Annotated in this window: 10 protein-coding genes and 1 pseudogene; all 11 read left to right on the top strand. The window is 44.6% G+C overall.

The window, feature by feature from the left end; genetic code table 11:
- The first annotated feature begins 114 nt into the window (after positions 1-114).
- Positions 115-813 carry a WbqC family protein gene (locus BOW53_RS10565; protein WP_078487955.1) on the top strand — a complete coding sequence of 233 codons (699 nt, stop codon included), beginning with the start codon at positions 115-117 and terminating at the stop codon, positions 811-813.
- Between the two features lie 3 nt (positions 814-816).
- Positions 817-1779, top strand: a complete 963-nt coding sequence (locus tag BOW53_RS10560) for a glycoside hydrolase family protein (protein ID WP_078487954.1) — start codon at positions 817-819, stop codon at positions 1777-1779.
- Between the two features lie 3 nt (positions 1780-1782).
- A complete protein-coding gene (locus BOW53_RS10555) occupies positions 1783-2739 on the top strand; it encodes a glycoside hydrolase family protein (RefSeq protein WP_078487953.1) in 957 nt (318 codons plus the stop codon).
- A pseudogene (locus BOW53_RS13370) lies at positions 2736-3134 on the top strand (GNAT family N-acetyltransferase); the annotation flags it as partial. The gene BOW53_RS10555 and the pseudogene BOW53_RS13370, both read left to right, overlap by 4 nt.
- A 60-nt stretch (positions 3135-3194) precedes the next feature.
- Positions 3195-3941 (top strand): class I SAM-dependent methyltransferase, encoded by a 747-nt coding sequence (locus BOW53_RS13365; protein WP_245832113.1) that lies wholly within the window; start codon positions 3195-3197, stop codon positions 3939-3941.
- Positions 3942-4019: 78 nt separating this feature from the next.
- On the top strand, positions 4020-4994 hold the full coding sequence (locus BOW53_RS10545; protein WP_172838870.1) for a glycosyltransferase family 2 protein: 975 nt from the start codon (positions 4020-4022) through the stop codon (positions 4992-4994).
- 5 nt (positions 4995-4999) lie between these two features.
- Positions 5000-6361 carry a glycosyltransferase family 4 protein gene (locus BOW53_RS10540; RefSeq protein WP_078487950.1) on the top strand — a complete coding sequence of 454 codons (1362 nt, stop codon included), beginning with the start codon at positions 5000-5002 and terminating at the stop codon, positions 6359-6361.
- A 43-nt stretch (positions 6362-6404) separates the two neighbouring features.
- The gene (locus BOW53_RS10535; protein WP_172838869.1) at positions 6405-7142 is read left to right on the top strand and encodes a class I SAM-dependent methyltransferase; all 738 of its coding nucleotides are present in this window, start codon (positions 6405-6407) and stop codon (positions 7140-7142) included.
- Entirely contained in the window at positions 7103-8446 is a 1344-nt protein-coding gene (locus tag BOW53_RS10530) for a glycosyltransferase family 4 protein (protein ID WP_078487948.1), read from the top strand. The genes BOW53_RS10535 and BOW53_RS10530 overlap by 40 nt, the downstream gene beginning before the upstream one ends.
- A gap of 1 nt (position 8447) precedes the next feature.
- Positions 8448-10340 carry an asparagine synthase (glutamine-hydrolyzing) gene (asnB, locus tag BOW53_RS10525; RefSeq protein WP_078487947.1) on the top strand — a complete coding sequence of 631 codons (1893 nt, stop codon included), beginning with the start codon at positions 8448-8450 and terminating at the stop codon, positions 10338-10340.
- Complete coding sequence (locus tag BOW53_RS10520) at positions 10337-12052, top strand: glycosyltransferase family protein (RefSeq protein ID WP_078487946.1); 1716 nt, start codon at positions 10337-10339, stop codon at positions 12050-12052. The genes asnB and BOW53_RS10520 overlap by 4 nt, the downstream gene beginning before the upstream one ends.
- Positions 12053-12196 lie beyond the last annotated feature (144 nt).

The following is a 12196-nucleotide window of genomic DNA, read 5'->3' as shown; positions in this document are numbered from 1 at the left end:
TTCAAGGCCAATTCGGGGATAAAAGACAGGCTTATTTGACGGATATTTGAATTTGGGTGCCTGGTGAATGAAAACTCTAATTTTTCAGACCATCCTTAGCGCTTATATTTAATTATGCGTTTATCGGTTATGCAGCCTTACTTTTTTCCATACTTCGGCTATTCTCAGCTCATTGCTGCATCGGAATGTTTCATTGTTTATGACAATATTAAGTATACAAAAAAAGGTTGGATAAATCGCAATCGAATATTAAGCAATGGTAAGGACTTGCTGTTTTCTATTCCTTTGAAAAAGGGCTCGGATTCTCTTCAAGTAGCAGAAAGGGAAATAGCAAATAATTTTTCTAGTGATAAGTTACTTAATCAGATTAAGGGAAGCTATTCCAAAGCGCCATATTTTGCACAGACGTTTCATCTGGTCGAACAAATTTTGAGCAATAAAGAATCGAATTTATTTGAGTTTATTCATAACTCCATAGTAAAAACTTGCGAACATCTGGGTATAGATACTGAAATACGCGTTTCTTCAGATGTTGCCATCAACCATGGTCTAAAAAGCCAAGACAAGGTTATTGCTTTATGTGAGGCAGTAGGTGCTGACACTTACATTAATCCCATCGGTGGTGTTGATTTATATTCAAGAGATGAGTTCAGTGCTCGAGGAATTGAATTGAGATTCCTGAAATCCCAACCATTTGAATACAAGCAATTCAATAATAAGTTTGTACCATGGTTATCTATAGTGGATGTGATGATGTTCAACTCGCTGGATACCATCCATGAATGCATCTTTATTAACTATGAGTTGATCTAAGCCGTGTTCTATTGGAGGAAATTGGGTAAAGTATTTTCGCCGCAGTCAGTGGAAGGACGTAATTGGCTAAGAGAGTTTGCACAAGCACCGGATACCTTGGTATTGGATGATGTTTTACGCGTCTATTTCTCCTGTCGGCCACCAGCGGACACATATGGAAATTACGTGAGTTATTCTGCCTTTGTTGACCTGGATCGCGACGATTTGTTCAAGGTTCGACGTGTTGCGGAACAGCCCATCCTTAAATTGGGGGGGCTGGGTGAATTTGACGAGTATGGTACATACCCGGTATCGGTTATCAGAGATGGGGAATTTGTTCGCGCTTATTATGCAGGCTGGACGCGCTGTGAATCTGTACCGTTTAATGTGGCCATAGGTTGCGCTGTAAGTAGTGATGGAGGAAAGACCTTCAGTAAGCTTGGCTCGGGTCCAGTGCTTGGTTACTCGCCGGACGAACCGTTCGTAATAAGTGGGCCGAAAATCCGGCGCTATAATGATTTGTGGTACCTCTTTTATATCGCTGGACGGAAGTGGAAATTGGTGGATGGGAAGGCTGAACCGGTATACAAGATTCGTATGGCAACCTCGCAGGATGGGATTCACTGGAAAAAACTCAACAAGGACTTGATCGAAAGTCGCATTGAAGAAGACGAGGCCCAGGCGAGCCCGGATGTATTTTACGCTAACGGTTCATACCACATGTTCTTCTGTTATCGATACAGCAGCCATTATCGTGGAAGGCAGTATGGCTACCGAATCGGCTACGCTTCCAGCGATAACCTGACAGATTGGGTGCGTGATGACAGCAAGGCAGGCATAAATCTCTCGGAAGTAGGATGGGATTCCGAGATGATTAGCTACCCCCATGTGCTCGAACTGGACGGTAAGACTTACCTCGCTTACCTAGGCGATCAGGTTGGTCGTTATGGTTTCGGTTTGGCATCGCTGGCTGGTAAGCTGGAGTAGACAATGAAGTGGCATAAAATCGGAAAGATTTTTGATCCTACTCAGCATTTACTGCCAAATGGATGTGCGCAGTTTGCCCAGTCACCACAGGCATTGGTGTTGAACGATTATGTGCGGATCTATTTTTCCACCCGTGTCATGGATGAGAATGGAAAGTATCTGAGCCACATTGCCTTCGTTGATATGCAAAAGAATCTGCGTGACATTATATGCGTATCGAATCAAACAGTGATTCCGCTAGGCAAACGTGGTTGCTTCGATGAGCACGGCATATTTCCGATGAATGTACTGCAGCATGGGGATGAGGTGCTTGGCTATACGTGCGGTTGGAACCGACGCACTTCCGTTTCGGTAGAAACAGCTATCGGTCTAGCTATCAGTTGTGACGGAGGTCTGACCTTCAGGCGTATCGGCGATGGACCAGTACTCTCTGCTACGTTGAATGAACCCTATTTGGTCGGCGATGGATTCGTTAAAATCATTGGTGACACTTTTCATATGTGGTACATCTTCGGCACTTGCTGGAAGCAATATGCGCCCGATATACCACCTGATCGCACTTACAAAATCGGTCATGCGACATCCAGTAACGGTATCGAATGGATCAAGGAAGATGCACGACAGATCATTCCGGACAAAATAGGTTCGGATGAGTGTCAGGCACTGCCCACTGTGATAGACCTCGCTGGTCGATACAATATGTTTTTCTGTTATCGACCGTCATTCAATTATCGTAAAAGTAAGGGCAGGGGTTACCGTATCGGTCATGCTTGGTCCGATGATTTGTTGAACTGGACACGTGATGATAACGAGGCACGGCTTGAAGGCACTCCGGGTGAGTGGGATTCAGATATGCAGTGCTATCCACATGTTTTTGAATGCGATGGTAAGGTCTTCCTGCTCTATAACGGCAACGAGTTCGGGCGTTATGGCTTCGGTATAGCTGAATTGCAGATATGAGCGATATTCTAGAATATTTCATAAACCGGGCGAACGTAGCCCAGATCACGGGACACTTGCAAGCCTGCGACAACGCTTTCATACCGCCATTGAGTAGACGGGTTAAAATCAGTGATTATTCCAAAAAAATAGCAAATCAAGCGGTGCGGTTCGAGGCATGGGTAAATAATGACTTAGTTGGGCTTGTGGCAGCATATTGTGATGATAGTAATGGAGACGTAGTGTTCATCACCAGCGTCAGTGTCTTACCGTGGTGGCAGGAGAAGGGCATTGCCACGCAACTTGTCGAGAACATCATTGGCCATGCTGTCGCTATTGGTTTCACGCGTGTCGAACTGGAAGTGGACCTGAGAAATGCTGCAGCGATCAAATTGTATGAAAAGCATGGATTTTCAATCTTTAAGTCAAAAGGCCAATCAAGGATCATGCATTTACAAATTAGTAAGGAAGAGCGAATGAACAGATTACGCGACTATAACAATGAGAGTAAAGACACAGTCGATCGCAAATATGCTTACAATTTTGATTTCGACGTGATGCATCCTTACATGATCCAGTCGTTCGAGCCGTTCTTTAACCAAGGCAACATGCTGGAATTGGGATCATTTAAAGGCGATTTAACAAAACGGCTAAAAAACTATTTCGACGATATTACTTGTGTCGAAGCTTCGGATATCGCCTTAGAAGATGCAAAGCGTCTGCTTGGAGAAGATATTAAGTACATATGCTCATGCATTGAAGATGTAACGTTAGACCAGCGTTTTGACAACATCGTATTAACCCATGTGCTGGAACATCTGGACAATCCTGTGCGGTTGCTGAAGCGCATAAACGATGATTGGCTTTCGGAAAATGGGCGACTTTTTCTGGTTTGCCCAAATGCCAATGCGCCTTCGAGACAGATTGCTGTCAAGATGGGTTTAATCACACATAATGCAACCGTTACGCCTTCCGAGGAGAAGCATGGACATCGTATTACATATTCAATGGATACACTTGAGCGTGATGCTATGAAGGCAGGGCTAAAAGTTGTTCACCGATCGGGAATATTCTTCAAAGCGTTAGCAAACTTCCAATGGGATCGACTTATGCAGACAGACATTATATCGAAAGAGTATCTGGACGGATGCTATAAAATAGGGCAGCAGTATCCTGATTTGTGCTCAAGTATTTTCCTGGTATGTGAACGTGGTCGAAGATGATGCTATGTCGCGATTAGCTGTTTACTGTGCTGAAAATTATGTTAATCGATTAATAGTAGAATGAAGCCTGGGTCTGAAGTGAAATTAAATACCCCGTTAAGAATTACAGAACACAATTGGCCTGAAGGTACTACTCCCCTCGTCAGCATTCTATGTTTTACCTATAATCACGAAAAGTATATTGATGAATGCCTGCAGGGGTTTCTTATGCAGGAAACGACGTTTTCGGTAGAAATCATTGTGGTGGATGATGCATCAGTTGATTGTACTGCAGAAATCGTTAGGTATTACAGCGAACAATACCCAAAGCTATTTAAACCGTATTTTCATAAAACCAACCAATATTCTCAGGGTGGAATGCCTGACCTGTTTGCATTCAAACGCTCACTGGGTTCGTATATCGCGACTTGTGATGGGGATGATTTCTGGAGTTTGCCTTCTAAACTGGAGCGTCAGGTTGATATTTTTGAGAAAAGCCCAGACTGTATTCTCTGTGGTGGCCGAATTCTTGCGGTGCGTGAAGGTGATCCATTTCCCTACAATATTGAACCATCAATTGAGCCCGAAAAACTTATAACTTCCGGGCCCCTGGAAATGTTAAAAGGTCAATTCATAATGCGGACTCCGTCCCGTATTTCGCGGCGATGGCTATGGGAAAAATACACACAAAAGGTTGAAGGTAGTGCTGCTGCATGCGACTGGCTATTCACTCTATTCTGCATATCCGAATCGAAAATGATGCCAGAGGCATTTGAATGTCTAAATGAAATCGTAGGCACATATCGTGAACACTCAGGAGGTGTATGGTTTACTGCAGAAGAGACAGCGAAGATGCAATCTAATCTTGCAGTATTGATGTTTGCATTAGAGAAACTAGACTTTGTAAGTGGGCGCGAGGTTGTTGAGATTGCATTGATTCATTTGGCAGAGGAGATGAATTTAACGCGGGATATGAATGAAACAGCATACGATTTATATATTTCCCTGGAAAAGAAATATTTCCCCAAACCTCTTGCAGCCCGAATTCGAGAACGGTTGTTCAAGCATCCGTAGATCGGATGGCAATAAATATCCAAACGATGCCAGAATTCATTCAGAATATCCAAGCCAAAGTATCTACGAAGTCTAATCATTCATATATGATTATCATGGTATGTGGTAATGCCTATCCACAATTCCACGATACTGTGACACCTGTTGGCGGAGGCATGGAGCACAGGGCGGCATTATTTGGAAGAGGTTTAGCCCAAAAAAATGACTGGAATATAAGTTTCGTAGTGAGTGATTTTGACCAACCATTTTTAACAAGACATGAAGGGATAGATTTCTATATATATCAATCAAATTATCGCCGTGCTGGACGGAATGTATTTCCACGATTCCGCAAAAGTAGCTGGTTTCCTTCGCTTAAACATGATTGGAGTGATTTTAGCCTAGTGTGGCAGGTACCGATTATCGCAATCTATCTGGCTCTTCCGGCCTTACTTTTTCCGCGTTTTTGGCGTTCATTAAAACCTGATGTTGTTTGTTGCTTTGGAAATAACGAACGTTCAGCAGAGGTGATTGCTGACTGTAACCGACAAGGTATTAAAACGATACTCTGTGTCGCTAACGATAGAGATCTTTTCGAAGATTACAGTTCAAATAATCTAGAATTAGATCATTACGGTATGCCGAAGTGGAAAGGACACTATGCACTAACTACCGCAAGTTGCATTATTGTACAGACCGCGTTCCAGCAGCAGATGCTCCAAAGGAATTTTAATCGTTCATCAGTTCTGATTCGTAATCCAGTTAAGCTTTCCCAGGATGACAAGAAAAAATGGATTACAAGAACGCAGCGTGAGTTTGTACTATGGATTGGTCGGGCAGATGCATTTAATAAACAGCCTTCAATATTTCTTGATTTAGCCAAGCACTGTCCAGATTTACACTTCCTCATGATAGTCAATCGAACAGATGAGGCGGAATTAGATTCTCTTGAGGCTGATTGTCCTGACAACTTACGCATCATTGAGCACGTTCATCCGACAAAGATACTCGACTTTATTTTACGTGCCAGGGTGTTTGTTAACACCTCCAGGTACGAAGGTTTTCCAAATACTTTTCTGCAATGTGCTGTATCAGGGGTCCCTATTGTTTCTCTGCAGGTAGATCCCGACGGGATGCTAACCAGGAATCGTTGTGGCATATACGTTTCTGGAGATGTCGCCAAGTTGAAGGAAGCCGTTATCGATCTGGTCGATAATAGTGATAAAGCAGATCGTCTTGCTAACGCCTGTTATCAGTATGTTTTGGAATACCATGAATACCGGGAAAGAGTAGCAGAAATGGCAGCATGTATTGAGAAATTGCATGTAGCTGAACCTGTACCTGAAAAAGCCCCTTGGTGGGCGGCAATGAAACGATATTGGAGATGAGCAGTATATTAATGACTGTTTCATTAATTTCTGGAATATGAAAATGCTTTATCGCTATCTTAAAGGAATTATAAACAGGATAAGAAGCATCATTAGGTGGTTTCTAAGTCACCTGATTGCAGTGCAGACATTAAGTCATCTTCAATCTATCCGTGAATTCGAGTTATCAGTTATTATCAAACTGCTTCCTGAAAAGGGTCGCCTTCTTGAGATAGGTTCAGGTACTGGTTGGCAAGCTTCTGCTCTTACTGAAAAGGGTTTTGATGTTTCAGCCATGGATATCAACACCAGCAATTATTACGAAGAGAGGGTTTTTCCCGTTGAAGATTACGATGGCCATAATCTGCCTTTTGAAAATGCAGAATTCGATATCGTCTATACATCGAATCTACTTGAGCACGTACCTCATGTTCGCTCTTTCCAGGATGAGATTCATCGTGTTTTAAAGCCTAATGGACTGGTAATTCACGTTCTCCCTTCAAGCAGCTGGCGATTTTGGACGAACATAACGCACTTCATCAAGTATCTAAATGTGCCTTGTGTACACGGAGAGTATTCAGAAAATGCTTTTATTGAAATTGCTCGATTTTCCCGTTCCACGTGGCGGCAGCTTTTTAATGAAACAGGGTGGAAGGTAATATCAGAACAGTCAAACGATCTTTTTTATACAGGGTGTTCGGTGCTTGACTCCAGGGTGAGTATCAACGCGAGGAGTAAGTTAAATTCGATTTTGGGAAGTTCATGCAATATTTTCGTTCTAAAAAAGTCGATGACAGTTTGAACTCAATCAGTATTGTTTGTCTGAACTCATATCCAATATTCAACACTACAGTCTCAGGCTGTATTGGCGGGATGGAGACAAGGGCTGCACTGTTTGGTCGGGAACTATTAATAACCAATCGTTGGATGGTTCGATTCCTTGTTAACGATTATGGACAGTCAAGCAAGACGGTTCATGATGGGATCACATTTGATATCTATCAGCCTATTCACACCCGGGCATCGCTCAATGTGAATCCTCGTTTTACGCGCCGCAAATGGTTTCCCGCACTTAATCTTGATCGTCGGGATTTATATCTCCTTTGGCAGCTTCCCATAATGGCGATCTTTAGACTATTCCCAGCTTGGTTTCTCACAATATTTTGGCGCCGTAGACGTTCTGAAGTTGTATGTTGCTTTGGTAATAATGGCACTTCTGCCCAGGTTATTGCAGATTGCCGCAGGCTTGGCATTCCAACAGTGTTGTGTATCGCGTCGGATGAAGATTTGTCATCTGACTATGTAGAAGATAATTACTCATTGAACGATTACAATACACCGAAATGGATGTCACATTTTTCATTGGAAATGGCAGATCATGTTTTAGTGCAGACTGAAAGCCAACTCCGTACTTTAAAAAGCAGGTTTAATCGTCATGGCGAACTCGTTCGCAATCCAGTTAAAATATCCGAAACTGACATGAAGGGTTGGGGTAAACATGACGAACGCGAAACTATCCTATGGATCGGCCGCACAGATATGTTCCATAAGCGCCCTTTGCTGTTCCTTGAGTTAGCGAAGCGTTGTCCGGATCTTCCGTTTGTGATGATCGTTAACAACACTAATGACACTATGTTTACCGATATTTCAACAAAGTGTCCCCCAAATCTAACGATTGTAGATTATGTGCCACATAAAGAAATCTGGGACTACTACAGGCGAGCCAGAGTCTTTGTCAGTACATCTGCTTCGGGTTACGAAGGTTTTCCCAATACTTTTCTGCAATGCGCAGTAACCGGGGTGCCAATGGCCTCTCTTGAAGTTGACCCTGAAGGTATATTTTCGCAAAAAAACTGTGGCCTTTTGTCCGGGGGATCTATGGACAAACTGGAGAGTGATGTTAGATTTCTTTGGTCTGATGAAGTCCATGCGCAGCGTTATACAAAATTATTCTATAAATACACGCTGGAACATCACAGTTTAGGCCGCCAGGTTGATCGGTTTGAAAAGTTGCTGCAAAAGGTGATTGATGCCCCCCTGAGGACTCCAATGCTTCCTTGGTGGAAAATGCCTTTCCAACGCTTTGTCAGGCGATTGGAGATCTAGTATGTGCGGCATTATTGGCATTGTTGCAAAAAATAGTAACGCAGACATCGAAGGCACGATGTCCGGCCTGGTTGATGGGGTCTCTCACCGCGGTCCGGATGATCGTGGTCAATACATATCGCCTGACAGGAAATGTTTCCTTGGTCATACCCGGCTTGCAATTCTTGATCTGTCATCTGCCGGACACCAGCCGATGCTGGATGAAGTTACAGGCAACGCTATTGTTTACAACGGCGAGATTTATAATTTTTCCACTCTGCGCAATGAATGCGAAGAGGATGGTTATCGTTTTCACTCAGGCTCTGATACCGAGGTAATACTTGCGCTCTATCGAAAATATGGTGTCGATTGTTTGCGCTTCCTGCATGGCATGTTCTCTTTTGCGATTTGGGACGAAAGGGAGAAATGTCTGCTTTTCGCGAGAGACCGGGTTGGTAAGAAGCCTTTTAACTATGCGATTTCTTCAAAGGGGTTTATTTTCTGTTCTGAGATAGATCCATTGGCACGCCATCCATGGACGGATCGTGACCTGGATACGCAAGCACTCGATTTTTACCTTCATCTTCAGTATGTTCCTGCGCCGTTGAGTATATACCGCGGCATCCGTAAGTTGCCTCCTGCACATTATGGCCTGCTGGATTCGTCGGGCTTGCGCATTGAGCCTTACTGGCATTTTGATTACCGCAATAAGCTGGATATAAATGAATCGGATGCACTTGATGCCTTCGAGGAAAAGCTGAGTGATGCGGTTAAGTTGCGCATGGTCGCAGATGTTCCGGTAGGGGCATTGCTTTCCGGCGGTGTCGATTCCAGCGTTATAGTTGCCATGATGGCAAAAGTCGCGGATTCATCAGTTCACACCTACAGTGTTGGGTTCTCTCAAGCAGAGTTTGATGAATCTGGTTATGCCAAGCAGGCAGCGGATCTCTGTGGTACCCAACATCGAGCAGTAAAATTGGACTCGCCAGATATCGATTTGCTGCCAACAATCATAAAGCGCTATGGCGAGCCTTATGGTGATTGTTCCGCGTTACCCTCCTTTGCAGTATGCGCAGCAGCCAGGCAGGAACTGAAGGTTGTTCTAAACGGTGATGGTGGAGACGAACTGCTTGGTGGCTATCCTCGCTATTCACTGCCAAATTCAACCATTCGGCTGGCGAGCTGGATCCGTAGAATTCACCCAATGCCCCTGGTAGATCCGGTCAGCTGGTTGGGGGGGCGGGGTCGTTTTCCCTGGAAGAAAATACGCCGTTTAAGCCAGGATCATCTTCTATTGCCGGATGCAGGGCCTTTCACCATGTACAGTAGTCATTGGACTGATCGGCTTCGCAGAGAGCTTCTGGATGATGATTCGGTCAACAATAATTTGCCACAATGGCGTGCAGGCTGGTTTAGAAAGGCTCGTCTCGCTTCAGAAAACCCGATAGACAGTATGCTATGGCTGGACAACCATACCTACTTGCCGGACGACCTATTGGTAAAGATGGATATCGCATCAATGCATTGTGGTCTGGAAGCCCGGTCCCCGCTACTGGATCATGAACTAATCGAGTTTTGCGCTCGTTTACCTGTCAACTGCAAGGTCAAGGATGGTACTGGGAAATATCTATTAAAGAAACTTGCTGAGCGCTACTTCCCAAGGGAATTTGTCCACCGATCAAAAATGGGTTTTGGTACTCCGTTGGTTGCATGGATGCGAGGTCCTCTAAATTCATTGCTCAACGATGTCTTGCGTGATCCTGTCTGCATGTGGCCACTGGATCATGCAACAGTAGACAGGTTTCGACGAAGATTTATTGACCAGGGTGATGACAGTGAGGTGACGTGTTTGTGGTCCCTGTTGATGTATGGCCTTTGGCGGCGCTATGGCGCTCCGGCTGAATCCATTGAATGAATATGTCCAGGACATTACAAATAATCTCACGTTTGATCAGTGCTCAAGGCATCATTTTCCTTGTGAAGGCAGTTATTTCTGCTGTTTTTGGTGCAAGCCGTCAGCGGCGATTTGTTGTCAAGGGGGCACCAGTGTTGCGATGTGATTACCAAATTCAATGGAGCCTGCCAACAAGGAGTCGAATCAAAAGTACGTTTTACCGAAAACTAAATCATGTAAATGAAGATGTTCGTCGCAGGACAAGTATCTCGGTCAGTGTAACTGAAGAGGTGCCAACTGATAATCCAGAAACGGCTATCCTTTTGGCAGGTGAGATGGCATTGACTGATAATCGAGTCCAACGCTTTCTCCTTGCTATGGCTGAATCAGGGAGGTTACACATAGTCTATCCGGATAGTGTTGGTTTGCCGGAACCAGGTTTGGTCACTGTCCTTGCCGGTATTGAAGCAAATGCTGAGGGCCGGAACTGTTTGCTTCGTCTGCGTCAGCTTGGTATAGCCTGTGACTGGCTGTCAGCCTCTTATGATGTTGATTTGGAAGAGGTTCCCTTGCGTGAGGCCTGTGTACGACAAGCCATGCCCAAAGAAGCGAAGGATGAGTTGGAGTATACGCATATTAGATTACCGTCTGGGCCGGTCTTTCATCAATCTGCTCTATCGATGCAACGTCGACCCTTGCGTATTTTAACCTATCGCTGGCATGTGCCGCATCAGTACGAGTTGTACAAGCTTGATGCCGAATTCACCTTGATCAGTGATCTCGGTGAAGACAGTTGCAGATGGTGGGACTTTGGGCAGCGCCCATTGCCTGATAATGCCCATTTTGTGAAATGGCAGGAAATCGATGAAGAGCAGTTTGATCTTGCGATTCTCCATTTTGATGAGCATGTCTTGGATACGCCGCTTAAAGATGCTGCTGTCGGGCTCCACTGGGGAGAGAGCTTCAGGTTTTTGATGCGTCATTTGACGATACCTCGGGTTGCCATATGTCATGGTACGCCCCAAGCGGCAGATGCACCCTATGACATGGAGGAGTCTGAAGCCAACCGGGAGGCTTTTGTTGAACTTCTGAAAAATACGATGGTCGTCGTGAATTCCCACCAGGCACAGGCTGAATGGGGTTTTCACCAATCAAGGGTGATTTGGCACGGCTTCGATCCACAGGAATTTCCTGGACGGGAGATTACCGGTCAACATGAACAACGCATCCTGACGCTTCCTCGCAATGACTTCGCTCAGCGGCCGGCATATCGTGGTGTCAATATACTCGAATATGTTGCAAACAAGGTTACAACTCCTTTCGAGCAACTGGCCGTTCCAGAGCCAAATCTTTTGCTTGAAGGTGACGCCTACGCGCGAGCGAAATTCACACATTACATCAATACTTTGCATGGGTTTGATATTTATTTTAATCCAACATTGCATTCCCCGATGCCGCGCACGCGGGGTGAATCCATGTTATGTGGCCTTGCTACCGTTAATCTAAACAGCCATGATGTTGATCATTTTATAAATAATTGTGTAAATGGCTTCTATGCTGATAGTGCAGAGGAGTTGACCGATCAGATTAACTATCTTCTTGTAAATACTGAACGTAGTTGGAAGATTGGATTGGCTGGTCGTCGAACTGCCATTGAACTGTTTCATATTAAGCGTTTCTTAGGTGACTGGCGTCAGCTTATTCGGGCTACACTGGGAAGTTCTGTCATCTGAGCCAAGGCGTTGCGGCGATTTGGAGTTAATCGTTTGGCTTTAAATCAACGCGGATTCAACTCGCTAGTGCAACAGGTGGGTTGATCCCGAAAAATACCTGATTAGGTGTTTTAATGCCAAGGCATTTTCGAGGGCGATTGTTCA

It is taken from the genome of Solemya velesiana gill symbiont (genome assembly GCF_002020805.1).
Taxonomy (GTDB): domain Bacteria; phylum Pseudomonadota; class Gammaproteobacteria; order Chromatiales; family Chromatiaceae; genus Sedimenticola_A.
The sequence above is the reverse complement of the archived record's forward strand: the minus strand, read 5'-3'. Positions and strand labels throughout refer to the sequence as shown.